This is a genomic window from Halorubrum sp. ARQ200 (assembly GCF_005435115.1).
Classification (GTDB): domain Archaea; phylum Halobacteriota; class Halobacteria; order Halobacteriales; family Haloferacaceae; genus Halorubrum; species Halorubrum tropicale.
The window spans coordinates 1-24,695 of sequence record NZ_SGTZ01000006.1; the positions used below are offsets into that span (position 1 = coordinate 1).

At 56.1% G+C, this 24,695-nt stretch carries 18 protein-coding genes and 7 pseudogenes; 16 read left to right on the forward strand and 9 right to left on the reverse strand.

Annotated features, from left to right (window positions below; translation table 11 throughout):
- From EXE50_RS09285 to EXE50_RS09320, 8 genes and pseudogenes are all read left to right on the forward strand, one after another.
- Positions 1–122 (forward strand): annotated as a pseudogene (locus EXE50_RS09285) (IS1595 family transposase); the annotation flags it as partial.
- Positions 123–207: 85 nt separating this feature from the next.
- Positions 208–1,038: a type IV toxin-antitoxin system AbiEi family antitoxin gene (locus EXE50_RS09290; protein WP_137704893.1), complete on the forward strand. Its 831-nt coding sequence runs from the start codon at positions 208–210 to the stop codon at positions 1,036–1,038.
- 5 nt (positions 1,039–1,043) lie between these two features.
- Positions 1,044–1,847, forward strand: a complete 804-nt coding sequence (locus EXE50_RS09295) for a nucleotidyl transferase AbiEii/AbiGii toxin family protein (RefSeq protein WP_137704894.1) — start codon at positions 1,044–1,046, stop codon at positions 1,845–1,847.
- Positions 1,848–1,996: 149 nt separating this feature from the next.
- Positions 1,997–2,814: pseudogene (locus tag EXE50_RS09300) on the forward strand (hypothetical protein).
- An 85-nt stretch (positions 2,815–2,899) separates the two neighbouring features.
- The gene (locus EXE50_RS09305; RefSeq protein WP_137704895.1) at positions 2,900–3,313 is read left to right on the forward strand and encodes a helix-turn-helix transcriptional regulator; all 414 of its coding nucleotides are present in this window, start codon (positions 2,900–2,902) and stop codon (positions 3,311–3,313) included.
- 103 nt (positions 3,314–3,416) lie between these two features.
- Positions 3,417–4,091, forward strand: coding sequence for a helix-turn-helix domain-containing protein (locus EXE50_RS09310; RefSeq protein WP_137704896.1), 675 nt, complete (start codon positions 3,417–3,419; stop codon positions 4,089–4,091).
- A 204-nt stretch (positions 4,092–4,295) separates the two neighbouring features.
- Positions 4,296–4,619 (forward strand): hypothetical protein, encoded by a 324-nt coding sequence (locus EXE50_RS09315; RefSeq protein ID WP_137704897.1) that lies wholly within the window; start codon positions 4,296–4,298, stop codon positions 4,617–4,619.
- Between the two features lie 799 nt (positions 4,620–5,418).
- Entirely contained in the window at positions 5,419–6,873 is a 1,455-nt protein-coding gene (locus EXE50_RS09320) for an orc1/cdc6 family replication initiation protein (protein ID WP_137704898.1), read from the forward strand.
- A gap of 615 nt (positions 6,874–7,488) precedes the next feature.
- On the opposite strand, the pseudogene EXE50_RS09325 reads toward EXE50_RS09320, so the two are convergent.
- Positions 7,489–9,658 (reverse strand): annotated as a pseudogene (locus EXE50_RS09325) (type B DNA-directed DNA polymerase).
- 457 nt (positions 9,659–10,115) lie between these two features.
- Between EXE50_RS09325 and EXE50_RS09330 the strand changes: the two are divergent.
- The 3 genes from EXE50_RS09330 to EXE50_RS09340 all read left to right on the forward strand — a co-directional run bounded on the left by EXE50_RS09330 (position 10,116) and on the right by EXE50_RS09340 (position 11,576).
- A complete protein-coding gene (locus EXE50_RS09330; protein WP_137704899.1) occupies positions 10,116–10,553 on the forward strand; it encodes a hypothetical protein in 438 nt (145 codons plus the stop codon).
- A 13-nt stretch (positions 10,554–10,566) separates the two neighbouring features.
- On the forward strand, positions 10,567–10,779 hold the full coding sequence (locus EXE50_RS09335; RefSeq protein ID WP_137704900.1) for a helix-turn-helix transcriptional regulator: 213 nt from the start codon (positions 10,567–10,569) through the stop codon (positions 10,777–10,779).
- A 182-nt stretch (positions 10,780–10,961) separates the two neighbouring features.
- Complete coding sequence (locus EXE50_RS09340; RefSeq protein ID WP_241982656.1) at positions 10,962–11,576, forward strand: winged helix-turn-helix domain-containing protein; 615 nt, start codon at positions 10,962–10,964, stop codon at positions 11,574–11,576.
- Positions 11,577–12,822: 1,246 nt separating this feature from the next.
- Here the strand turns inward: EXE50_RS09340 and EXE50_RS09350 are convergent.
- From EXE50_RS09350 to EXE50_RS09365, 4 genes and pseudogenes are all read right to left on the reverse strand, one after another.
- On the reverse strand, positions 12,823–13,467 hold the full coding sequence (locus EXE50_RS09350; RefSeq protein WP_137704901.1) for a ribonuclease H-like domain-containing protein: 645 nt from the start codon (positions 13,465–13,467) through the stop codon (positions 12,823–12,825).
- Positions 13,464–13,784: a hypothetical protein gene (locus EXE50_RS09355; protein ID WP_137704902.1), complete on the reverse strand. Its 321-nt coding sequence runs from the start codon at positions 13,782–13,784 to the stop codon at positions 13,464–13,466. Before EXE50_RS09355 ends, EXE50_RS09350 begins: the two co-directional genes overlap by 4 nt.
- 2 nt (positions 13,785–13,786) lie before the next feature.
- Positions 13,787–14,626: pseudogene (locus EXE50_RS09360) on the reverse strand (hypothetical protein).
- A 427-nt stretch (positions 14,627–15,053) separates the two neighbouring features.
- The gene (locus tag EXE50_RS09365; RefSeq protein WP_199241420.1) at positions 15,054–15,212 is read right to left on the reverse strand and encodes a hypothetical protein; all 159 of its coding nucleotides are present in this window, start codon (positions 15,210–15,212) and stop codon (positions 15,054–15,056) included.
- A gap of 867 nt (positions 15,213–16,079) precedes the next feature.
- Between EXE50_RS09365 and EXE50_RS09370 the strand changes: the two genes are divergently transcribed.
- The 4 genes from EXE50_RS09370 (at position 16,080) to EXE50_RS09385 (ending at position 19,882) form a co-directional block, all read left to right on the forward strand.
- Positions 16,080–16,643, forward strand: coding sequence for a hypothetical protein (locus tag EXE50_RS09370; protein WP_137704904.1), 564 nt, complete (start codon positions 16,080–16,082; stop codon positions 16,641–16,643).
- Positions 16,644–16,678: 35 nt separating this feature from the next.
- Entirely contained in the window at positions 16,679–17,932 is a 1,254-nt protein-coding gene (locus EXE50_RS09375; RefSeq protein ID WP_137704905.1) for a LamG domain-containing protein, read from the forward strand.
- A gap of 73 nt (positions 17,933–18,005) precedes the next feature.
- Positions 18,006–19,154, forward strand: a complete 1,149-nt coding sequence (locus tag EXE50_RS09380; RefSeq protein ID WP_137704906.1) for a DUF5305 family protein — start codon at positions 18,006–18,008, stop codon at positions 19,152–19,154.
- Between the two features lie 62 nt (positions 19,155–19,216).
- A complete protein-coding gene (locus tag EXE50_RS09385; RefSeq protein ID WP_206750611.1) occupies positions 19,217–19,882 on the forward strand; it encodes a type IV pilin in 666 nt (221 codons plus the stop codon).
- Between the two features lie 63 nt (positions 19,883–19,945).
- Here EXE50_RS09385 and EXE50_RS09390 read toward each other — a convergent pair whose 3' ends face one another.
- On the reverse strand, positions 19,946–21,169 hold the full coding sequence (locus tag EXE50_RS09390) for an RNA-guided endonuclease TnpB family protein (protein WP_137704908.1): 1,224 nt from the start codon (positions 21,167–21,169) through the stop codon (positions 19,946–19,948).
- A gap of 102 nt (positions 21,170–21,271) precedes the next feature.
- Between EXE50_RS09390 and EXE50_RS09395 the strand changes: the two are divergent.
- Positions 21,272–22,418: pseudogene (locus EXE50_RS09395) on the forward strand (ISH3 family transposase).
- On the opposite strand, the gene EXE50_RS09400 reads toward EXE50_RS09395, so the two are convergent.
- The 3 genes and pseudogenes from EXE50_RS09400 to EXE50_RS17995 form a co-directional block, all read right to left on the reverse strand.
- Positions 22,315–23,091, reverse strand: coding sequence for a hypothetical protein (locus EXE50_RS09400; RefSeq protein ID WP_241982657.1), 777 nt, complete (start codon positions 23,089–23,091; stop codon positions 22,315–22,317). The pseudogene EXE50_RS09395 and the gene EXE50_RS09400 sit on opposite strands and share 104 nt — an antisense overlap.
- Positions 23,088–23,823 (reverse strand): annotated as a pseudogene (locus EXE50_RS17990) (hypothetical protein). The gene EXE50_RS09400 and the pseudogene EXE50_RS17990 overlap by 4 nt, the downstream one beginning before the upstream one ends.
- Positions 23,824–24,685: pseudogene (locus tag EXE50_RS17995) on the reverse strand (hypothetical protein).
- Positions 24,686–24,695 lie beyond the last annotated feature (10 nt).

Sequence of the window (24,695 nt, forward strand, 5' to 3'; positions counted from 1 at the left end):
AGCAAGGCTTGGAACAGGCCGCTCATACATTTGGGATCGTCAGATCGCTGAATCTCACAGGCGCATCTGTCGATATCACCATCGACTGCCTTGTTATGGGGGCTTTCCGCAGCTCTACATAAGAGCGAGTCTGCTCGTCTCCGCCGTTCACGACAGTCGCAAGGCTAAAGCAGGCCCGTGTTTATACTCTATGTAAGAAACGCAGGTATGAGTATCATAGAACAAACGCAAAATATACGCCAGGGTCTCTCGACTCGAGAAAGTCGACTCCTTGCACGACTCGCTGGCGCGGGTCACCAGATCATCTCCGTCGACGACATCGAGACGACGCTGGAGGTCCCCCCAAACACCGCCCGCGAGATCGCCTCCCGGCTCACCGAGAAGGGCTGGCTCGACCGGCTCTTCCCGGGCACGTATCTCATCATTCCACTCACTGCCGGCGAGGAGGCCGTGTACACGACCCACGAGTACCTCATCGCCGCCCACGTCGCCGAGCCGATGTACATCGGCTACTACAGCGCCCTCAGCCACCACGGGCTGACCGAACAGGTTCCCCGGACGGTGTACGTCGTTACGCCGACCCGAGCGCAAAGCAGGGAGATCCACGGCGTCCCGTACCGCGTCACGACAGTCACCGAGCGGAAATTCTTCGGCTGTGAGCCGACCTCGATCGAGGGTACGACCGTGCAGGTCAGCGACCTAGAAAAGACGCTGGTCGACTGTGCGGACCACCCCGAGTTCTGCGGCGGCCTTCGGGAACTTGCGACCGCGATGCGTACTGCCGACGAACGGGGGTGCGACTGGATCACTGTCGGCGAGTACCTCGAACGCCTCGACAACGGCGCTGCGACCAAGCGGGTCGTCTACCTCGCCGACCAGCTCGGCATCGACCTCCCCACCCGCGAAGAACTCGTCGCGTCTTTCACAAGTGGCTATTCCCCACTGGACCCGACGCGGCCCGACACCGGATCGACCGACAGTACGTATCGCCTCCGAATCAACGTCGAGCCAGCCATGCTGGAGCCGACGGAGTCCTGATCCCGATGATCAGTCAGGACCGGCTCCGGATTCTCGCTCGCGAACTGGGCGTTCGGCAAGGGTACGCCGAAAAGAACTACGTCAATTCGTGGCTCCTCTGGGGCATCTTCACGAGCGACTACGGCGACAACCTCCTGTTCAAAGGCGGGACCGCGCTGTCCAAGCTGTATTTCCCGCAGTCGTGGCGGTTCTCGGAAGACCTCGATTTTGGCGTCGAAGGGGAATACCAGGGGTCCAAACAGGAGCTCCGAGCGGTCCTCGATACGATTGCAGACCGTTCTGGCATCGAATTCGAGATTCGCGAGCACCACGAATCCCAGCAGGACCACTACCCGACCCACTACGTCGACATCAGCATTCAGTACCGCGCCGTCCTCAACCACCCCAACACGACCAGCATCGACGTGATGGTCGACGAGCACGTCGCCTTCGACCCTGTTCAGCATACGCACGCGTACGAAGACGTGCCCGAATTCGACATACAAGCGTACAGCGTCGAGGAGATCTTCGCCGAAAAGCTCCGGGCGATCTACCAGCGCGGGGCCGCCCGTGACTACTACGACGTCTATCAGCTGCTCGAAACCGATTCGGTCGCGATCAACTTTGCCGACGTGGGGCCCGCCTTCGACGCGAAGTGCAAACACGATGGGCTCACCGTTGATCTGAACGAAGGACTCCCGGACAAGCAACAAGAAACGATCCGCCACCAGTGGGAGACCACGCTGCCGGATCTGACCGGTGATCCGCCGGCGTTCGAAATGGTCTGGGAACAGCTGGACACGGTGATCTCCCAACAGGAATCGTCGTAGGCAACGACCGATGTCGGTGTCGATGGCCGATGGATGTCGCATCCGGAGCTATGGTGATTAACCAACAACTCGGGGTCTCTGGCTGGAGCGTTGGTTAAGTTTTTGAGCGCCCGCCGAGGGGCGGAGGCGCATTCCAGCCTCACCGAATTATGACAGAGCGACATCTCAGAGCCGTTCTGGCAGAAGCGGAGCGAGTCGCAGAGCAGTACAACCAGATCGCCCAAACCACGAACTCCCCTACACACGAGTATCTCCGGTACGCTGTACTCCGACTCCTCGAAGGCGACGCCAACGCGATCCCTGAAGAGGTCCCGCAGGTCGATGGCGTGACGGTCGGATACGGCCGAGATCAAGCGATGTACGACAGTTGGGGTCCGAATTCGAGTGGTGGGACACAGTACCGCCACAGGACGACTGTACGCGCTTTCGAGTGTTCTACCCAGAGGACCAAACACCGGTTCCTCGGGTCATCCTCACCGTGATGGCCGCGTTGGGGGCATGGCGAGTCTGGGAAGGGAATGCCGCCACCTGTGGCTCCTACGATCATCGAGAGCGACGAGAAGTCCACTTTCTCTGGCCGGAGGGGAACCTTGCGGAAGCACTCTTGGAAAACCGGATTCAGGAGATTGGAAGCGCTGTCGCTCCAGACGGCGGACAGGCAGGAGACGTCCGCGACAGAATGCTCGTATCGGACGGCTCCACCTCAGCTGATGATCTCGAGCCCCGCACGAAGCGCGCTGTCGAGGAAGCGATGACCGTCTCCCTACTCGCCAAGGGTGGTCGCTACGAAGTCGAAGCGGCGTCCGGAAATCGATACGAGGTCGATATCATCGAGCAATCCTGTACCTGTCCCGATTGGCAGCAGCGCGCTCCAGACGGGGGCTGCAAACATATGCGTCGCGTCGATCACGAAATCAAACAGGGGCAGGTCCCACGTCCAGATGGTCAGCTTCCACCACAGGTGTAAGCTCCTGTCTTGCTTCTCAGTCGCTTCTGCGTGGTAGTTTACTCTGGGATAAACTGCTTTGGCGTACTCGATTGAACACACGAATATGGACGATGGCCTTGGGAACGGTGAGAACACGGCACCACGGGAACTCATCCATTTCGTCACTCAGCAGACGCGGTTTACCCTGATCAACAACATCCTCCAGCACCCCGAGCAGCTTCCTTCGATGTACGAACTCGAGGAGCTCAACCCCAGCGTGAGTGAGGCCACTGTCTACAAGCACATCCAGAAGCTGATCGGTGAGGGCATCGTGAAGGAGGTCGCCCTAGACGACGATCAGCGCCGGCAGGGCCACCCCTGGAAGTTCTACGGCCTCACGGAGGAGGGGCGAGAGTTCCTCAACGACCACAACCTGCTCGCCGCTGAAGAGACACTCCAGCAGATCTACGACACCATCGGCGATAAATCCGAGAAGATGGTCAAGTACGAGAACGCGCTTCGTCCCGACGACAGCTGATCGAGTATACGAATCTGGAGCGAGTTTCTCAGGTCCCAGACCGTCTTCAGCCTCAATATACAGTAAATAATTTGACTGTTCCCAGAATATTGGCACCTATTAGATGTACGAACCGTTTGATGAGACTGCTGTTAGAGTGTTGCTCGCAGTCAATCCTGGAGATTCGATCCGAACGGTAGCCCAACATCTCCACACCCCCTACGAAACGGTTCGACAAGCAGTCAATCAACTAGAGGATACAGGGTATCTTCGATATGATGATGGACTGTTCGTGACCGACGATCGCGTCCGTAAGGCGGCACGAGACCTGCTGGCCACGAGTGCCGCCGTGAATCCACCGTCCATCGAAGAGGCGTACGTACTCCCACAGTTCGGTGACTGGCCCTTCGCCTTTACACAGGTGGACGCCGTCTACGTGTGGACCCAAGGGGGCTATCAGGCTGGTCGCGAGCCCGGAGACTACCCGCTCTTTCTTGCCGTCCTTGAGAAGGACATCGACGCCTGGCAGCGTTTTTTCGAACGGTTTGGAATCCCAACAGGATTTGAGCGACAACCGGAGGAATCATTTGAAGGTCCTCTCCAAGTCGTCCTCAACGAGCGTTCGGTGCTCAACCCCGACCACGTCGAAGGATATCCAGTCATCTCTCGGCGCGAGACGATAGAGTTCATGCGGAAGCATTATGCGACGTTTCAGTCAGCACTTGCTATGCTCGATCGCATGTACGACGATCTCGAGCTCGACGTTTCCTACCGTGAGTCAGAAAGAGAATGCTCGTGAGTTTCACACCAGCAATTGAATTATCGACCTCCTCCACGGTGAGGTTTAATTGATTGCCGTTGGTTTGACATCGACAGCGTTCCCGGGTTGCTATTTTTGAATAGTTTGCTATTCATACTCTTCAACCCGTGACGAGTCGATATCTGATTAACCAACAAATCTATGCCCATACGCACTTTGTTGGTTAACACGAGGCGACCGCTGATGTCCTACGAACCACCGACGCCGCCGGCGGAACTCCCGACAGACCTCGTCAATACGCTCAACGAGTCCTCTTCTGAACAGCTCCAGTACGTTGCCCGCTACGCTGAAGAGCTAGCTGAGCACAAAGCTCGCGAGGCACGTCTCGAAGAGGACTCAGATGAAAGCGAAATCGAAGAACGCCCCAACGATTTGCCGGACGACGTCCCGGCGAAGGCCACGATCACGATCAAGGAGATTAACGACAACCGCTACTACTACTGGCAGTGGCGGGAAGGCGATAAGGTCACGTCAAAATATAAAGGGCCAGTCAATCCGGACGAATGAGAAGGCGAAACGTCCGATTATCGAGGTCCGACACCCCGTGTGCTATTTGATTTTGGTGTACTTAGAGAAGTAGTGACTACACACCCCTCGTCCAGAGTGAAAACAGAGGGGACAAGAACGGGTTTTCGATTAGATTAAGCCGTTAATAGTCGACAGAGCCGTTTTTACGCACGAACAGTAGGACGAGGTTCAGCAGTTGCAGCATAATTTTCCATTTGAGACAGACCACACCCCTGATCACGAGTGTATCCGCTGAGAAGATCTCACCACACACCCCGTGTGCAAAGTGTAAATATGCCATATTCCGACGGCAGAGTGCTACTAAACCGGTTTTGTATATTGAGGTGACTAACAACCCGTGGGATGACACAGACGTACCGGGACCCCGTGTAAGAGATGAATTGAGTAACAGGTCGAGCGAGGACACCCCGTGTGCGAAGTGAAATTCGAACGGCGGACACCAAGAGAGCCGAAGACTGAACCGGTTTTCACTTCGATGACGGGGGGATGGTCGACCCACTGTTTACACTTCGATGACGGGGGGTGTCGGACGTGCGGCTTACACCTCGATGATAGAGATTGGACATATATATCAAGCGACAGATGCGCAGATTCACAAGAGGGCCATCGATTTTGTGTTACACATCGATGACGGGGGGTATCCCACCGGATGTACTTCGGTGCCGGTTCCAACTAATGAGCCGTGAAAACGCCGAATTCAGGCGAATAATTCGATACAGCGGGCGAATAAACATCGACGGTGGTTAACCTTTTTAATCCTCCAGCGTACAGCAGGCATATGGCCGGTAGTGATCAAGAAGGGGCGGACCAATCCACCCTTGATGAAGAAACTAGTTCTACATCGGATGGACAGCAGGTAGAATCCGCCCGTGAGGACGCTGCCGGAGACGCAAGCCAACATCAGGGATCGACCGAAGAGAGCACTCAGCGGTCGATCCGTGATATGCTCGATGATGAGGGAGAGGCATCGGTATTCGTCAACCGGGACCTCGTCGAACCTGACACGATTATCGACGAGGAGCGAATCGTCGGCCGTGACGATCAGCTCGAGTCCGTCGTCTCGTTTCTGAAGCCGACTCTCCAAGGGAATCGGCCGCCGAATATGCTGTTGTACGGTCCCGCAGGGACAGGTAAGTCACTCATCATCGGGGCCGTCACGCAACAGATCATCGAGCTCTGTCAATCCAAAGGCGAACGGTTCGGCGTTGTCGATATCAACTGCCAGCCAATCAATACGCTCGATCAGGCCGTCTATGAACTCGTCCAAACTGTCGCCCAGGATGTTGGGACAGAGGTCGGTGTGCCGGAGACCGGCGTATCGACGAAGCGCAAGTACCGACGGCTGTACGAACTCATCAACGAGTACTACGATTCGGTCATCTTCATTCTCGACGAGATCGACCTCTTAGTCGGCCGGCGCGAAAACGACGAACCCGCATACTCGAAACTGCTCTATCAGCTATCCCGGGCGAGTAACACGAACGAAATCGAAGGCCGCGTGTCCGTCGCAGCGCTGACGAACGATCCAAAGTTTATGGAAGACATCGACGGGCGTGCCGAGAGCTCATTCAATCCACGTGACGTCTACTTCCCTGACTACGACGCGAACCAGCTGCGCGAAATTCTCGAAAATCGACGCGATGCGTTCCGTCAAGATGCTCTCGAGGACGACGTGATTCCGCTCGTGGCGGCGTTCGCTGCACAAAGTCACGGTGACGCACGGAAGGCGATCGACCTATTCCGCGGTGCCGGCGACCTCTCAGACGAACGAGGGGATGAAGTAGTCACGGAGGACCACGTCCGGGAATCACAGGAGGAGATCGACAAGGATCGGTCGCTGAAGCTCGTTGAGGGGCTCACGACACAAAAGAAGATTTCACTCTACGCAACTGCAGCAGTTGCGCATCACTCGAACCGGACGGGAAGCTCAGTCCCAAGTCCGGTTGGATTCAAAGTTTATCAGTGGGTCACGAACGAACTCGATGCGGACCAGATGACTCGTGAGACGTATGTCAAATATGTCAAAGAACTCTCGACGTACGGGTTGATTTCAACATCCCGGAAAAGCCGCGGACGAGGCGGCGGGATGTATATGGAGTTCACATTCACGGGTGATCCTGAAGCGATGATGACTCGGATCGTTGATGATACACGCCTGGAAGGAATAGCCCAGCAGGAAGAACTCCTCAGTTCAGTCGTGAATGCTCAGCTGAAAGAATTTCACGAGGAGTAAGAATCCTGGCGAGCACCTGGTGGAGAACACACCCCCCGTCTTCGATGTGTAATGTCGAGATTGTAGCGGGGGAGAGGTCGAGAGGGTCCTGAACTGGTGGCGGTGAGTCAGCGAACACGGAACAGCCACTTCCGCATCAGATCCTTCTAACCCACTTGAAACGAGATCAAGACACGGTGTCTCGTTACCCCCACCCCCCGTCATCGATGTGTAAACAGCAGGGGTGGAAGGGGGAACTCACGTAGAATAAATCACGAAATCCGGGCTTGACGCCACGAGACGGTTGAAAACAAGAGAAATCGTGTAGGAAGTCGAGAAGTGTGATATGGGCATCCCTGTTCGGTTAGTCGAAGCGTCGCTTCTCCTAACCTTCACATCTAAATACAGTATGGTTCTGGTTGTAACGCACTGCATATAAAACTTCGTCAGACAATATGTATTGCTTACGAGAATATAGATTGCGTCGCTGAGACGCTCTCCTTCGTGTTATTGGTCTTATCGCCGGTTTTCGCCATTCTGTTCTCGTCACCCCCTCCCTCCTCTCATGGTTTTACACATCGATGACGGGGGGAGGGAGTGTGACCGTGATTCTCTATTGAACCATTCGTTGCCCGGTCACTGGAAATCGGTTAGCTCTGGCTCACGTGCCCCTGCGAGTTCTTGTTGTATCTCCGTGCGATCCCACCCAAGCGGTGACAGCACACTCTCGACAGCTCTGACGAGTTGTATCTCGTAGTACGACGCATCGTACGATTCCGTCTCTTCGTGAGCCAACGCGACCCGCTCTCGGGAACTCTTCTCGTCGTCGACGACAATATACTCGATGTCCTGTCCTGGGTGGATGGCGAGGTCCTGCTCTCGAGCCCGCTTCAGCGCCGCCACGTTCTGTGTGTTCTGCGTGTACCCTTCCAGCGGCTTGGAGACACGATTCCGTTCGACGAGCTGCTCGACCGGCACCGTCCCAGCGTGGAGGCGACTGATCGCGTCCTGAAGACAGTCGAGTACGGCGTCCGGAGATCGAGTCGCGTCGAGCCGTTCGAGACAGTCCCGCTGGACGTCCTCGATGAATGGTGGGGTCGAGCGCTGCCGAGCTTCGATACCGCGTATCTTGAAATCGTCGTCGCCGGCGACCTTCCCGAAGTACTTCGTCAACGCGCCAGCGTCGCTCTCGCGCTGCGGCACGAACGCCACCCAGTCGTAGTGAGCCTCGTGTTCGAGGCGGATCTCGACGCGCTCAGTAATCTCCGTCGCGAGCGTCTCGAGGTCCTCGCGGTCATCGTCGTCGATGTCGGGGTCCGGCGTCACCCAGATGGAGTCGACGATGCCGTGGACGACGCGCCAGCCGCCGGCTTCCAGCCGTTGTTTCGCCGTCAGCAGAATCTCGCGAGCGAACGCGTTGATCGCCTCGTGGCACTCGATGCGGCCGAACTTCGCGTTGCTGAACCCTTGATACCCGAAGCAGGCGACGAGGATCCACTTCAACGCTCCCGACCGCCCCTCGAGTTCCGCCAGTCGGTCCTCGTCGGGGTCGTCCCGTCCCTTCTCGCGACGGATGGCCGCCTTGATCTCGTCGCGGGCGTCGATGATCGGCTGCAGTACGTCGACGAGGTAGCCCCGGTCGTCGCAGATCGAGTACCCGAGGCCGGGGACGTCGTCGCGGTCGTTGTGGCAGTCACACCGGATGACGTCCGGCGAGACGTTCCGGGTACAGATGATGTTCGGGTACAACGAGGAGAAGTCGAGTTCGTGGACGTTCTCGTGGAGGCCGACCTCGGGCGCGAAGATGAAGCCGCCACGGTCGGCGTCGTGGAGCGTCCCCATCGGCTTGTAGAACTCGTGGCGCCAGGAGTTCCAGGGGACGAGAACCCCGCGGTCGTGGGCCTCGCAGATCTGGATCGCCGTGAGCACGTTCCCGATCGACGCCCACGCGAGCTCCTGGACGGGCTTTTTCGAGCGCGACACGAGGTCGAGGACGCCGTCGAGGTTCGTCTCCCCGTAGAAGAACGTGTTCGACTCGTCGATGATCGCCCGGCCGGGGACGTTGTACCGCGCCGGCGAGTGACCGACGCGGCCGTAGCTCGAGTACGTCGACCGGCTCGCGAGCTGCTGGTAGTCGACGTCCGGCCACCGACTCAGCGAGAAGCCGTCGACGCCGGCAGCCGTCGCCATCTCGTACAGAGTAGGGACGATCTCACTCGTCGAGCAGACCAGGACGTCCGGATCGTGTGCGTCGAGCGCCCCTTGGACGGCGGTCAGGATATCCGTCGGCGAGCCGGTGACGGTGTCGCCGGCGACGGTCAACTCGCCGTAGACGTCGTTGCTCGTTTCGGTCACCGGAACGCTGAGCCGGAGCGTCGACAACTCGCTTGCCGGCGTCGGATTGACGCCGGTCTCCAGACAGTACCGGAACTCTCGCGAGAAGTCGACGTTGAAACAGGCGAGATCCCCGGAAACAGGCGAGATCCCCGACTGGATAGTCCGACAGCTGACGCACCTGCCGGGCGAGTGGAGTGACGCGGTCGATGTGGGCAACGTCGACCGCGAGAACGGCCTCCTCGTCTCGTCGAAAGCCCGGCCGTCGCGTAACCATCTCGGTCGCGACGACGTCCGGGTGCTGGTCGTACACCGACTGGAGTGTCGTGAGGTCGAGGCCGGCATCAGGGTCGCGAGCGGCGACGTAGAAGCGTGGGGTGTAGTCTTGGCGCTCGGTCGTGACAGCGCCGTCGGCGGTTGCCTCCCACTCCAGGACGCGGCCGTCGTCTAAGATATCGATTGTGAACGGCATTTGGGATTGTCACGTCTCGATTGAACGAAACGGTTCAGTCCTAGATAAGCCGTGGCGTGGTGTTTCCATAATTCAGAGGACGACTTCGAAGACATCGCTACCGGGGTATTTGTCCTATTTGCGTGTCTGTGGTCTTTTCCAAGATGACTTCCGGAATCTCGGGTTAACCAACAGTTCTGGAATAATCGGCTCTGTTGAAATCCTATTATTCAGACATAATATCCGGTGAAACAGCCGGTTGACCGCTAAGAGTTCTATAATCGATTAATGGGCTCTGTTGAAATACTTAAAATTTGATACGTTAGACGTAGGTTCGGTCAGTACAGGCCACTAATACAGCACTTGCCAGTTCACACAGGGCGACTCAAATGAGGATCTAATATGAGTTGAAGCAGTATCTTTATATGGGTGTAAAACCCTCTTTACTGTAAAGAGAGTTTTACACCCATTGATTTCAATGAGTGAAGAAATCACAGCGAAACAGCGAGTCGAGAAACGCGAACAGTACACCAAGTGGATAAACCGGTCGGTCGGGGTCGGCGTCGCGGGGTTCTTGATTGCGACAGCAGTATGGATGTTCACCGACGACCCACTGGTACTCTACGGTGGGCTCGGTGTCTACTGGCTCGGGTGTCTGGGGATGGGAATCGGATACTGGCGTTCTCCGGTGTCATTGAGAGATGAACTTGAACAGCGCATGGAGCGAGAAGCAAGTCGAGCGACGTACACGTTCATCGCAGCTGTCAGTATCATCGGGATTCCGGCAGATGTCGTCCTCAGCACGACCGGTGTATACACTGCTCCCGCTGCTGTCCGGGGAGCAGTCTGGGGATATATGCTCTTAATCTTCATCTTCGGAGCTGCTCACTGGTACGTAAAACGGCAGTACGCATGAGCCCGGAGTACACATGAGAACAGAGCTTACCGCCTACCGCGAACGCGAGGAACTGAGTCAAGGAGAACTCGCAGAAGCTGTCGGCGTGTCACGACAGACAATAAATGCGATTGAACGAGATCGGTACGACCCCTCTCTAGAGTTAGCATTTAAACTGGCCACTTACTTTGACTGTCACATTGAGGATTTATTCAAACCCGACATTGACCGCTCTGAGAGTAATTAATTCGCAGGTCTCATCGACCGGCTGTTTCTGGCGAGAAAATGTCTGAAGAATAGATTTTCAACAAAGCCGAATGATCGTATTTGTTTGTTAAAATGGTTGGTGAAGACACTCCGTGTTCCGATGGACTACAGACCAATATACTGGCCCAAGGATTATTATACTTACCTCCCGTGGGTTAGCATATGATGTCTGAGGAGACGACCCCACCTAACCGAGTACGTCCTGACGGCGGTGCCGAACAACGTGACATAAACGACGTGGTCGAAGAGGAATGGGTTGAGGACACGACGCCCTTCGAACGAGTCTATGGAATCATTCGCCGGACTTACGATCCGACGTCTGCAGCACAGATTGCTGTTCGTGCTCGTGTCTCGCCGACGACCGCACGAAAGCACCTGCGGACGCTCATGGATTCCGGTGAAGTGACGACAGCACAGGACGGCCAGACGACGCTGTACCGCCAGTCAGAAACGGGTATCGTCACCGAGCATGCACAGTCACTACTTGCGGAACGAACACCCGAAGAGATCGCATCTGGCATCGCTGAACTGAAAGCACAGATTCAGGACTGGCGTACCGAATACGACGTTGATTCACCCGAGGAACTCGCTCGGGAACTGGACATCGAAGATACCGACAGCGACCAAGGTGCGCTGCTCAGAGAATGGCAAACCACTCGCCGCAACCTCGCCTTGGCACAAGCGACACTCGCGATTGCTGAGGCAACCCGCACCGGTCATCTCACTGGCACCAATACTGACGACGATGGTAACAGTGACTCATCGATCGTCGTATGACCAGCGACGAGGATGTGGACCCTTCTCACGATAGTCAGCCAGCCGAACAGGCAGAGGTGTTCGGACCGATCGATGCCGGAGCGTTACGAGAAATCCGAGATCTGGTCGTCAATCAAGAGCCGCTGGTTGAGGAGGCTTCACTGGATGATCCCCTGAACCCACAGACGCTTTCGGTTGACCTGTCTGACGGCGTTGGAGCGGCATCAACAGCGCGTATAGATATTCGGTGGAGCTTGGCTGGGAACTACGCTGCGCACTACACGGACACCCAGGGGCGGGATTTTCGATTCGACTGTCATCCGAAACCGGATGCACCGACACGACACTTTCATCCACCACCTGATGCTCCAAGTCGTCCTGTTGAGCCATCTTGTATCACTGTGCGTGAGGCCCCACTGGTCACGCGAGCGGTTCTCCAACGGTGGCGCTACGCCTACACGAACGGAACCTTCGAAGGGCTCAACGACGCAGAAAATCCGCCGTAGACGAGAATGCAGGGAAGACTCCTACACTTCCAACCCGGCTACAACGCATTTCGCAACCTACAATGGTACGCTAAGGACCTACGATGGGTCCCACAGAACGGAACAGACCGACACTCGAGTAGAGAACCCAGTTAGAACGACGCAACAGTTCCTACGAAGCTGATCCTCGAACTCCTTGCTTGAGTCCCAGATACTCCAGTTGGGTTTATACCATGGGCTGACGCATTCATCACCATGCCTGGCGAGGTGTATCGCGTCCAAGAGAACACTGGCAATCCAGTACATCCCTCTATTGAAGAAGTCGTATCCCTCGCGCTTGACCGAGCTGCTGATCCACGGCCATCTGACCACTAAGATAGTCACTTCGATAAGTACGTTCGAGGCGCCGTTGAATACGCCGGTGAAGCCGCCGTCAAGGAGGCTATCCGTCTATCACTCACCAAGGGAGTAACCCATCGAATGGCTGGTCGAGAGGCATTCGCCGACGATGACTACGTCTACGGAATCCACGTCGGTGTCGCCGCAATAGCATATCTCCGCGAGCTCAACAGCGACCCACAGATTGATCCCTGACTAAGCAATCCCCCAGTATGTGGATATAGATCGCAGCAATGGTGAGCGCATCCGGCTGGTGATACACGTCTGCAGCGCTACTCTACTAGTAGACTCATGATGTAGGCATTCACCAGCGTTGTCGTCCCTATTGCACTCCACTCCCTCACCGCAATCAGCGAGAAGAGTAGGGTCGTTCACTCGCGTTCTCAAACGATTGGCTCGAGTGACTTCATCGAGAAATCCGATTTCGAGCAATATCGTTCTGCGAGTTCCATCAGCGCTCTTGTTCGTCGGATATCGGCGACGTTGTGCGTGAGAAGGCGTTCATACGCGCCTTCTTTCCAGGCTGTGACTGCCGTTCCACTATCGTCGAATGGATCGAGGTTGTTCAACCGTGAACCAATCAGTTCGCCATAGACGCCATCCAAGGTATCCTCACTGGTATTGAAGCGTGTCTCGAAGACATCCATCACGTCGACGTATGGCAACGTGCCAAAGGGCCACTCGACCCCGTGCGTACAGAGCCGTGTGCGAAGGAACGGGAGGTCGAATCCTCCGTTCCACCGCTCCCCGTTGTACGCAACGAGCTTTGTATCACGTTGGGTGAGTGTCGATGTGACAAACGCTGCCAGTTCGTGCAGGAGTTCCTGTTCGCTGTCATGGAGTGAGAGCTGTACCGGTGTCTGGAGGGCGTCGTTGAGCCGATCTGCGAGGCCTGTTTGTGGTGTCGTCCCGGTATGGAGAAATACTCGCGACGAGACCGCGGAGTCGAACCCAACTACTGTGAGTTCATCATCGGCCTGAAATCCCGTCGTTTCGATATCGAATGCAATCGTCGTCAACTCCGTCATTCTACACCTCCAGTGGTACCTTCGGCGGGCGATTGCTGCTGTTCGCCCCCGGTTTCCGAAAGCCGTTGCTCAAGCTCTGATAGGCGTTCCTCGTGGTCGTCGAGGCGGGCCTCCTGTTCGAGATCGATGCTGAATAGCGCCGGCAGCAGCGGATTCTGATGGTTCAACAGCCCGCTCGCGTCGGCGTGCTCGCGGGCGTACTCGAACAGCCGGTCGAAGCGCGGCTGGTCGCGACGCCGCAGTGCCCGGCGGAACTCCGCCCAGCGCTCTTCGATGGCTCGCAACGCATCTCGGTAGGTTGGGTTCGTACGCCCCATCGCTATCGGCCTCCTGTCCCGGTTGCGGTCCACGCATCGAGCAAGGGGTCCGCGGTGGCCGCCACCGTCTCACCGTCAGCTGTGACGCCCGTCCCGACGCCCTTCGGGGTCGGCGTTGACGGCGCCGGTGTCGTCGGCTCCACGCCGACCTGCGTGGCGCGTGCCGCGAGCAGCTGCCGCCAGTACGCGAACGTCGTCTGGTAGTACGCGCCGTCGTCGACGGGATAGACGAGCGTCTCGAAGTCCTCCCCGACGACCCGTGGGCCCATCCGGGTTTGCTCACACTCGAGGTGATGGTCGGCGACCGTCGCGACTGGCTCGGTGAATTCGTTTCGTTCGTTTCGCGTAACGAGCACCGGGATGTCGTACCCATCGGCGTAGGTCGCCAACCGGGCAAGGGTGCGGGCTTGGAGGGTTTTCGCGTGGGTTTCGCCGAGGGTACCGTCGGCGCGGTACTGGGTGTCGACCGCCGGCGCGACGATGAGGGCGGGCGTGTGGGGCGACGTGTCCTCGTCACGACCTGGCGCCCCTCAACCGGCCGCCCCGGCATCGGCGGTGGACATCTGGATTGCTTTGTTCACTGCCGTCGAGAGATTACAGACGGCGCCGTAGTGCTGGTAGGCGGTAAATCCGCGTGCCACGTGGATTCGGTTGAGCAACCGTTGACTGGGCGCGATCTGTGCGAGTGTCGTCGTCGTCGCGTGGCCGTTTGCGTCGACCCAGAAGGCGGGCCCGTCGTGCAGGAGGAGATGGTCGAGCACGAGCGACTGCAGGATCGGGACGCCGCGACCACCCTCGACATCGAGCAGCGTGACGCCGTCGTCGAGCTGCGGCAGCAGCATTTCGTCCGTAGCCGGAGCGGCCTGGTCAGCGAGGGACTGATTGCGGTCGGCTCCCCGTGTCGGCTGGTCCACCGCCAATCGATTCGACGTTGAGTGTTCTCCCATACACGACTAGTTGTGTACGTTCGCGATAAGCCGCGGCGTGTCGCTTCCGCGTTTCCGGGAACTCGACTTGGTCTCCTCCAATCGCGGTACAGTCCGCAGTAGTCTCTGTTTTGATCCTGTTTCCGAGAATAGTTCCTGAATCGAGCGTTCTCCGTGTTAACCAACACCGAGCGTATCGACGGCAGAATGTTGGTTAAACCTTCACAACAACAGTCTCGAGCCTAACTGCTCGGTATGTTAATGCTCAACGCCACGTTGGAAGAGGTGCTCTATGAGCTACCCACGAACCCACGTCGACCACCGAAACCCCGATCACCACGAGTCAATGCACCCAAGTCGAAACATCGTGAACGTCCACGTTGTTGCCGGGGAATTTCTCACTTCGCGGTACCACGAGGCGCTTCAAACTGTTCTCCATCCCCTCGCCGAGTCTTTGGACACCAAAGACCAACATGCGCTCAACGACCTTGGCATCGTCCATGCTAATGGTTCCTTGAACGAGCTTTCCCCTATCGTACGCACATACGTCAAACTCGACGAGTATTGGACACGCACCCATCGTACTGCGCTCAACGAACTATTCGCTGATCGACGTGCTCACGTACTGAGTTGCTGTACGCGGTTCCTTTCTGAGTTCCCTCGACACACTCTTGAAGCCGAATCTGGCCGTTCCGGAACTGCGCTGGATACTACCCTTGCTCCACTCCTCGAAAGCGGATTTCTCTCACACACAGATGATGAGAAAACGCCATATTCTGTTGATGAACATCACGCGCTATATCGACCGACTGAACGGCTCTACAACGCACTTCTTGACCAAGCCGCTGTTCTCTGTAATCTTTTGCCCCCGACAGAGCTCTAATCATACGATTCAGAGACTTTCGGCTCTATAGAAATCATCTTGGTCACATACTATCGGCGGTAAAACACCCGGTAGGTGGGCTTGTATCATTCGTCTTTATTTAAGCTTGTCAGTAATATACTTGGTTAGAAATATGCCCGATGGTATTGAATTATACTGATCAACCGAGCCAAACATTGTATCCACTGAAATCAAGCAATAAACCGACTCTAGAAACACGAATTTCTCGCCGTAGCGGGAGTAAATCGGCAGAATTCGAACAGAACTTGAGCCAAGACAGCATTACTGAGAGTATTAACTAAAGGCGAATGCTGTACTGTGCTTACGCGGTTCCTCCCACCCGTGAACGGGTAGGTTTCCGCGCTGCTACCGCTATGAATTCTGGGGCATGAACTGTTGGGAGACTACTAACTTACCCCAACGAAAGCTACGAGTCACCCTATTGTAAGATAAACTATATATTGCGTCAGCAGAAATACTAGTCAAATGAGTGCAGCAGTAAACCGAAGATCAAAAAGTGACGACTTAGTCACAAGAGATGAATTATTTGACATACTTAGCAGCCATCGGCGGCGCTACGCTATCCATGCAATCAAGCAGAATGGGGGCAAAGCAGAACTCTCAGATCTTGCCGAACAGGTCGCAGCGTGGGAAAACGAAAAGCCGCTTGACGAACTCGCCGCAGACGAGCGGCATTGTGTGTATACGTCATTACAACAAACACACTTACCAGCGATGGACCGCGCTGGTGTGGTTGAGTTCGATCGTGGGACCGCTGTTATGACTGACCAGGCAGATGCTCTCGATGTGTACATCGATGTTGTACCAGAGGACTCAATCCCATGGGGAGAATATTACCTTGGGTTGTCCGTAGTATCTATGGGAATTGTCTTAGCAGAGAGTGTCAGTCTGCTGCCGTCAGAAGTTCCAGTCGTGGTGTGGATGGGTCTTGTTGTGATGCTCGTCTTTTGTTCAGCAGTGTATCACACCTGGCAGAGTCGAAAGTACCAAATTGGCACTGAGTCTTCGCCACCAGAAGTAAATCTATGAGCTCAGAATGGAGTCGACGCGGTGCATTAGCACTAATGGGTGGCGGAGCTGGATTATTACTTTTCGATCTGGATGCTTCGAGCATATTCCGCAGCGAGCGTGACACCGATTTAGACACCGCATCTGACCAAGATGCGTTACTTAGCATTGATGAGAAATCAGTAACGAGATTTGGAACTACCGCAGTGAGAGGACTCATCGGTAACCCAGTAACATTCCAAGTGTTGACAAATCGACTCGGTGAAGACGCCAGCATAAGCGCAACGATTACTGGGTTCAAAGACGACGACACCAGCTTTGACCTCATCAAGAACCTCGAACCAGCCACAGCAACCACGGTCAGCGATGGGAGCACCACCACTGTCACTGGGGATGTGAACGATAGCGCCAGTCTCGATGTTACGGAAACAGTCGTACTCAAACTTACAGCTCAAAGTGCGAACCAGTCTGTAACGGCAACTAGAGAGGTCAAGTTCGTAGCTGACCGACGCAGTTCCTACTGGAATTTCGATACCATAGGCGTCTCAGGTGACACGACGGTAAATGACAGGGCAGTTGATGATGATGGAGTCCTCAGTAACGACGGCACCTACACAGGCTTCGTCGACACTTCCGGTAACCGCGCGGATTTCAGCAGGATACGAGATATGTCTCACGTGCTCGAAGCACCGAACAGTAGTGCCTATGACTTCACAAATACCAACGAATTTACATTATCATTATTTGCGTTTGCAAACGGCAACAATATCTTTAATGTCCAAAATACCGATCAGGTGCTTTTCGATAAGACTGGGACCAGTACAGATGGGCTTCGGTTGTTCCTCCGAAGGCGGGCTGATAGCGGAGCCGGAAGTGGAACCGGAGACATATATATTTATTCAGATGGTGAAGAAAGTGAAATCAAACAGTTTAATGAATATGACCCTGACAACGATGGGACATCCAATGCTTGGCATCACATCGTGTGGGTCCACGACAGCGATGCCACTCCTATGAACAGAGTGTACGTGACTGTCGACGATACGGCGTTTAACGGGGAAAACCATCAGGACCCAGCTGGTGATGTGAAGGAATTCACTGACAATACGGTGGGCTTTCCAACTGCGACGAACGCGCCTTTGAGGATCGGTAACGCTGTCGACGGGAATGGCGACCTGTCGTTCAGGTGGGCCAACGCAATAGACGAGCCGAAGGTGTACGATTTCGCGATTAGTAAGGCACAGGTACAGAACTTATTCGACACGAGTAAAGCTGGTAGCGGTGGCGGCGGCGGTAACATCAATCCATAGAGATAATGTTCGGTTGTATATATATGTGGGTGTCTAACAGTGGAAGTACAAGTTGCGTCCTGACCGTACGATAATGATAGCTCAGCCTCCAGTCTCTATTCGCACGCGTATCAATCAATTATTCGTCGTACTTGTTATTGTCTGCGTAGCCTCTGTCGCTGTTGGAGGATATCTAACGTTCGACGCTCATATCGAGGCCCCAGAGACGGTCACCGAGGAACAAACAACGGGAACATGGACTGTAGAGGGCGAATTTGAACACGCAGCAACGGTTAACCGTGACAGTGATCCGTTTTCAGCTGGTGACCGATTAACAAATCGACCGCTTTATTTTACCTCTGTCACTCCGGTGTTAGATGTCACGTACGTGCTTACCCACGAGGCCACTGGTGACAAGCCAGCAAGCGCCACAACGGATTTTTCGCTTGTCATCAGTGCCGTTCAAGAGGCCAACGGTGAGACAGTCACTCATTGGAAGATCAGTGAACCGCTCGAGAATGTTGAGGGAGTTACTGTAGATACCGGTCGTACAAGCGTTGCAACTGTCCAAGTGAACGTTCAAGCAGTACAGAATCGAATTGAGGCTGTTCAGTCGAACTTAGGATCCACACCTGGAGACACACGCGTTGAACTTGTGGCTGATACGGCCATCACCGGGCAGTTGGATGACAACTCGATTGACACTACGCGAACAGATAGACTCCAATTAGAGCCACAAGCCTCTGTGTATACGGTTAGTGCCGCTGTTCAGTCACCGATAACTCGGGAGACAACAACATCAGTAGCTCGAACAGTCCGCCCGTCACCCATCTTTTTGTATGGCGGGCCAATAATTCTTCTAGCTGGGTTTAGTGGTTTACTCATACTCCTTGTGGGACGCAGCAGTGGGTGGCTTGATGTTACTGGAACCGAGCGTGCTCATTACCGGTTTACAATCGCACGAAGCGATCTTGATGGGTGGATTTCGACCGCAGACATCCCACCAGCTGGGAGCCGGCAAATCGCACGAACTGCTACATTAACCGATCTTGTTGACATCGCGATTAACAGCGACCAGCCAGTAATAGAAAACAACGGTGAGTATGCTACTATTGTTGATAACGTCATGTATCTGTACGTCGCACCAGAGACCAGTGCTAATACGACTAAGAAGCATGTCGATGGTGCTGATGGAAGTGGTGATACAACCGCCTCTGATACAGGTGCTAATAATGATACATAGTATTAGTATAGATAAATTTATTATATATGACTCTAATCTCATTCGTAAAAATGTGTGATAAAATGCTCCAGTTTTTCCGCAATAGACGGGGTGCCTCGGCAGTAGTTGGAACGGTAATTATGGTCGGAGTGGTCTTTATACTAGTATTGACGATTGGAGTATTTGCACTCTCTCTCGGCGACAGTATTCAGTCAAGCCCACCAGTGGCTAGCCTTAGCGCAGAGCAAGTAGAAAAAGAAGTATTCGCGAATGGCGGAAGTGAGGCCTATTTTTATGCTCTCGAAATTACGCATCTAGGTGGTGACTCAATTCCAAACGGGCAATTGTCTGTCCAAATTAATGGGAAACAGGCGTGGGGTGTGGTTAATGACTCAGAGGCTGCTGGATACTGGGTCAGTGATAGGAACTACGCACACAGACCGTCGCCACTACTGGTGGAAAACGGGTCATCGTTCCGGACGGGCCAATCCATCACGGTCGTACACAAAGACAACTCTGAGATAACAATTAATGAGGGTGATAGCTACCGAGACACTTACAGTATTATCAACGAAAACGGTAATTCGGGTCCCGAAATAAGTGAGTTATACAAAACCGGAACCTACAATGGAGGTCTAGGACCGACATTACAACTTGATGTCGGCGATCGGGTTACAGTAGTTTGGCAATCTAAAAGCGGAGATCAAACAGTGCTGTTGCTCGAAGAAGAGATCAGATCTCTCAGCTGATCCTGAGATATGGTCACCCCTCGCAAAGCGATTCCCATCTACCGCTATGTGAACTACCCCATCCTACCGCTCGCCTGACGGCTCGCGCTTGAGGGTGGAGCTTCCTAATTCAACGACGCGCTTTGCAGATACCGAGGTATCCACAGGGAGCGCAGTCTCCACAGGTGGTAATTCGGAGCGTTCCGCTCCTAACCGCTTTGTGATACCGCGAGAAAGAATGTTCAACGCCGCGTTCGCGTCCCTGTCCGCCTCGAATCCACACGCCGGGCAAGAACGTTCGCGCACCCACAACGGCTTCTCTGTCGAGACGCCGCAGGACACACACTCATTGGTCGTCTCTCTCGGGTTCACGGCGTTGAAGTGCGTTCCTTCGCGTTCGCACTTGTATTCGAGTATCCGCAGGAACGTCCCCCAAGCCGCACCTGCCCGGTCCCGCGAGTTGCCCGGTAGTTCGACCAAGCCCTTCGCGTCCAAGTCCTCAACGGCCACGAGGTTGTATTCTCGGGCGTAGTAGTTCGACAGTTTGTGCAGGAAGTCCCGTCGCTTGCTCTTCAACTCGGCGTGTCGTTCGGCCACGACACGACGCTGTTTCTCCCAATTCGCAGATCCGTGTTCCTTCCGCGAGAGGTCGCGTTGGGCGCGCTCCAACCGCTCGCGCTCGTCGCTTAGGTCGAGTGATTCGACGGCGGTTCCGTCGGTGTCGTGGGCGTACTTGAGAACCCCAACATCGATACCGACGCACGTCTCGGGATTCTCGGGTTTCTCCGGTGGGTTCTCCGGGGTTTCGACGCTGAGGATGGCGTACCACTTCCCGGTCGGTTCTCGATTGACCGTGACGGTCTTAATGTCGGCGTCGTCGGGAAGGTCACGGTGGAAAGTGATGGGTATGTCTCCGAGTTTCGAGAGCCACAGTCGCGTCCGACCGCTCGTGTTCTTGAGCTTGAAGCCGGATTGACTGTAGGTGAAACTGCGGTACTCGCCCGGTGCCTTCCACCTGAGCGTCCCGACGCGGTAGCCGTTCTCTTTGCGACCGCGTAGCGTCGAGAGGTTGTCGTACAGGCGTTGAACGACTTTCTGAAGAACTTTTGAGTGAACGTTTTTCAGGTCGTCCCACCACTTCTTGAGGCTCGGCGGGAGCTTCTGCTCGCGGTATGCCGAGGTGTCGTCTGTTCGGTTGAGTCGGTGGAGGAAGTGGTTGTAGACCTGCCTACAGGTATCGACAGTCCACGCTAACTGGTCTTCGAGGGCGTCGGACGGTCGGAGTCGATACCTGTAGCTGTAGTTCATCTACGAGCGTTCTTCGATGAGTTCGTCGAGTTTACCGCGAACGAACGACGAGAGGTTCAGTCGATCACATCGAGTTAGAGGAAGCGTCTGCTTGGAGAGGGTGTGGAAGAACCCCAAGCAGACAGCAAGATAGAGGAAGAGCACCTGCTTAATTTTGTCGTCAATAGCCTCGACGAAGAGCTTGCGATAGATCTCGGTGAGGACGTCAAGGTCACGACCGAGACATTGTACGAGGTCCTCGCCGGCGCTATCGCCGGCGAGGACCTCGATCAACCACGTTTGCGAAACGACAGACGACTCGCCACACGCCAATACCGTCCGTGGCCATCCCACTGACCAGTTTGAGCTTGACTCCGTTGAGGAAGTTGGAGATATGCTACTTCAACGAGATACGCTTGAGACGCTTCCAGATCGACCGGTGGAGGTCTGCGCAGACCTCCACCTCGATCCCTACTACGGTGATGAAGACGAGACAGAGGCGCTGTACTCCTCGCAGGCAAAACGCGGAACAACGACATTCCACGCGTATGCGACGCTGTACGCGCGGGTGAGAACCAAACGGTACACGCTGGCGGTGCGCCAGCTGGTCGCTGGCGACACCACCAGCGATGTCCTCGCTGAGTTTCTTGAACTGCTCGACGGCCTTGACCTCGGTGTCAAGGCCGTATACCTTGATCGCGGATTCTACAACAGTACCTGCCTCAAACTCCTGTACGCACACAACTACGCCTACGCGATACCGATCATCAAGTGGGGTGAGACGATTCAAGAGGAACTCAGCACAGGGTGGAGCCGCGAGATCGAACACGATCTCGCCGGCGAGGTAACGTTCCCTGTGTTCATCGACTGCGTCTACCAGCAAGGACGATACGACGAACACGGGGTGGCGTGTCACGGCTACGCCGCTGACGCGCCGTTTATCCACACACCGCAAGATGCCCGAGAGCACTACAGCAAGCGCTTCGGCATCGAATCAAGCTACCGATTAGCCAAGCAGAGCCTCGCGTTCACCAGTTCTCAGGACGCTGGGCTGCGGCTGGTGATGTTTGTTGTGAGTCTGTTGCTTCAGAACAGCTGGCGGTATCTCCATTGGAGGTACGTGGCGGCGCCCCGCCGCGGGGGGCGCCGCCTCTGGAGATGGCCGTTCACGGAGTTCTGTGAGATGGTGCTGCGAGCAGCCTGGACAGCGCTTGGTGTGCGCAGGGCTGTCCCAGCGAATCAACCACTCGACGAGCGGTTCTTCCGGTAGCGGTCCACCGCTCACGACCGCGGTCCTTGGGGTACTCCGATTCCAGCACGAACGGCGTCGTCACCTCCACGATGAAAGCCTCACCGTCCTCGAGCCGAGAGTAGTCCAAGTCGTCGAGGTCGACAACCAGCGTGTCCTTCAGCCGCGTGATGCCGTATCCGTAATTCCGTTTGCCCTCGAACTGGAGGCCATCAAGCACATCCTCGCCCAGCGGGAGCGTATCGGGGTCACCGGCATGCAGGTAGACGTTGATGTACCACTTCGTCGTCTGCTGCTGCTTGCGAGCGCCCTCCGGCTTCCCCATAATCGTCTCGTGGGACAGGGCCGGGTGCCCGCTCTGCTGCCGGATGTCGTGCGTGTTCAGCACGTCTCGCGGCCGGGAATCGAGCAGCCAGCGGTGCGCAGGATTCCGCATCAGAAACAGATCATCGTAGGATTCGACGTCTGGGAGGCCGCTTCCGAGATACGGCCGGATGCCGCTCTGCGAGTGCTCTTCGGGGAACGTCCCGAACTGGCCGGGCACGAACATCCCGTGGCTGGCGTGGAGGTGCTGATGGACGTCGTGGGGGATGTGCTGGCCGAGCGCGTGATGAATCGCATTCCCGCTCGCGTAGTACGGGTGGCCGATGTAATCCATCTCCAGCTCCCACTGGACTTGCTGGATGCGCGTCATCGGTCAAACGCCTCCCAGAAGTCCTCGATGTACTGGAGCGCCGTCGACCACGCACCGATCCGACGGAGATTCGCATCCAGAACCATGTCGTACTTGTCGTGCGCCGTGTCCAGCGGGTGTGCCTTCAGGCGGTTCCACACCGATACCCACGACCGCCATGGACGACTCCCCAGCCGGGCCGACGGCTGGTCTTGAGCGTCGACGTCGATCCGCAGGGGAACTCCTCGCCCGCGTAGACCGTCTGGTGAGGCACGATCTCCCAGTCTGGGTCGACAACCAGCCGGAGGTCGCTGAACTCGTGGCCGGCACGGCAGTTGTCGAGCAGCGACGCCACGAGCAGCGTGTGGTACTTCAGGCTCGTGTACGGGTAGTAGATTCTCTCGTTGAACGCCGAGACGATGTCGCTCCCCAGCCACGCCTAATGGATAGTTTCGGGGTCGTCTTCGGTCAGGAGCGACCTCACGGCGCTCTCGACGCTGTTGCGCGCAAACTCCTGCGGGTCGTAGCGACTCTCGCCCTTGATGAGCGACAACCGGCAGAGTGTCTTGTGGTTCCCGACGGTTTGCTCAGGCTTGCCGCTAGGCCGGCTGAGCGCTGACGCATCTCCGTCCGCGCCGTGTGGGACGGTTTGGTTCACGGGCACCCTAGCGAACCCCTCGGAGCGTAGTCGTGCGGCTGGCCGTTTATTTTGTGGGCGTCGTGGCGGTAGACCGCGATCATCTCGTCATCCATCTACGGCCCCTCCTCGATTCGCTCCTCGAGCGCGCCGACGAACGCCGGGCGGTACTCCTCGGCCCACTGGTCGTCCTTCTCGTCCATCGCGTTCGTGTTCCCCTTCCCACGGTCGAAGACGCGCTTTAGTTCGCGCTCTTCGTAGAGCGGGTTGATAAGGTGGCAGTCGATGACTCCCGCACCGAAGTTCCGAGCGCCACCGAGTTGGTACATGAGGTCGGTCTTGTGAGTATCGAGGAAGTCGATACTCTCGGTCAGTAGCCCCAGTAACTCCGGCTTCGTCTCCCGAAAGGAGAGGTTCCAGCAGCCGTCCAGGTTCGCCACGGCGTCGATCTTCGCGTTCCGTAGCGGTTCGCGGTTGTCTTCTCGATTCCGGGAGACGACTTTCCGGTTGAGCCGCCGGTAGTGGCCTTCGGCTTGCCCACGCGTGTAGTATATTTGACTAGATAGGATTGAACTTGATTGGGCGGCGCATTAGCTTACCGGGGACGCCACCAAAGCCGCCGAAGAGGTCAAAGACGACACAGCCGTCGTCTTCCTTTGGGTCGTCGGTACACGCGCACTTCTCGTGGTAGCCGGCGTTGAGATCGCGGTCGTAGACGTCCTCTTTCATGAAGTTCGCGTTGGCTTCAACAAGATGGCAGGCCGTCCCGCCGTACTCTTGGACGGTTTCCTCCATCCCGTGACGGAGCCAGCCCGAAAGCGGGAATGCGGGGATGATGCCGCCGATCTGGTTCTGCGGGTCGTCGTCCTCGTAGTTCCCGTTCGAGGCGTGGTGCCGGTCGGTCATGATGCTGTCTCCGACCACCAGCAGATCGGTGCGGATTCGCACGAAGACGTCACGGTCGATGTCTTCAATCATGGTTTGTGGA

Excerpts from the sequence above, each read along its gene's own strand:
- EXE50_RS09290 (WP_137704893.1), top strand. The coding sequence starts at position 208 with ATGAGTATCATAGAACAAACGCAAAATATACGCCAGGGTCTCTCGACT.
- EXE50_RS09295 (WP_137704894.1), top strand. The coding sequence starts at position 1,044 with ATGATCAGTCAGGACCGGCTCCGGATTCTCGCTCGCGAACTGGGCGTT.
- EXE50_RS09305 (WP_137704895.1), top strand. The coding sequence starts at position 2,900 with ATGGACGATGGCCTTGGGAACGGTGAGAACACGGCACCACGGGAACTC.
- EXE50_RS09310 (WP_137704896.1), top strand. The coding sequence starts at position 3,417 with ATGTACGAACCGTTTGATGAGACTGCTGTTAGAGTGTTGCTCGCAGTC.
- EXE50_RS09315 (WP_137704897.1), top strand. The coding sequence starts at position 4,296 with ATGTCCTACGAACCACCGACGCCGCCGGCGGAACTCCCGACAGACCTC.
- EXE50_RS09320 (WP_137704898.1), top strand. The coding sequence starts at position 5,419 with ATGGCCGGTAGTGATCAAGAAGGGGCGGACCAATCCACCCTTGATGAA.
- EXE50_RS09330 (WP_137704899.1), top strand. The coding sequence starts at position 10,116 with ATGAGTGAAGAAATCACAGCGAAACAGCGAGTCGAGAAACGCGAACAG.
- EXE50_RS09335 (WP_137704900.1), top strand. The coding sequence starts at position 10,567 with ATGAGAACAGAGCTTACCGCCTACCGCGAACGCGAGGAACTGAGTCAA.
- EXE50_RS09340 (WP_241982656.1), top strand. The coding sequence starts at position 10,962 with ATGATGTCTGAGGAGACGACCCCACCTAACCGAGTACGTCCTGACGGC.
- EXE50_RS09350 (WP_137704901.1), bottom strand. The coding sequence starts at position 13,467 with ATGACGGAGTTGACGACGATTGCATTCGATATCGAAACGACGGGATTT.
- EXE50_RS09355 (WP_137704902.1), bottom strand. The coding sequence starts at position 13,784 with ATGGGGCGTACGAACCCAACCTACCGAGATGCGTTGCGAGCCATCGAA.
- EXE50_RS09365 (WP_199241420.1), bottom strand. The coding sequence starts at position 15,212 with ATGGACGATGCCAAGGTCGTTGAGCGCATGTTGGTCTTTGGTGTCCAA.
- EXE50_RS09370 (WP_137704904.1), top strand. The coding sequence starts at position 16,080 with ATGAGTGCAGCAGTAAACCGAAGATCAAAAAGTGACGACTTAGTCACA.
- EXE50_RS09375 (WP_137704905.1), top strand. The coding sequence starts at position 16,679 with ATGGGTGGCGGAGCTGGATTATTACTTTTCGATCTGGATGCTTCGAGC.
- EXE50_RS09380 (WP_137704906.1), top strand. The coding sequence starts at position 18,006 with ATGATAGCTCAGCCTCCAGTCTCTATTCGCACGCGTATCAATCAATTA.
- EXE50_RS09385 (WP_206750611.1), top strand. The coding sequence starts at position 19,217 with ATGCTCCAGTTTTTCCGCAATAGACGGGGTGCCTCGGCAGTAGTTGGA.
- EXE50_RS09390 (WP_137704908.1), bottom strand. The coding sequence starts at position 21,169 with ATGAACTACAGCTACAGGTATCGACTCCGACCGTCCGACGCCCTCGAA.
- EXE50_RS09400 (WP_241982657.1), bottom strand. The coding sequence starts at position 23,091 with ATGACGCGCATCCAGCAAGTCCAGTGGGAGCTGGAGATGGATTACATC.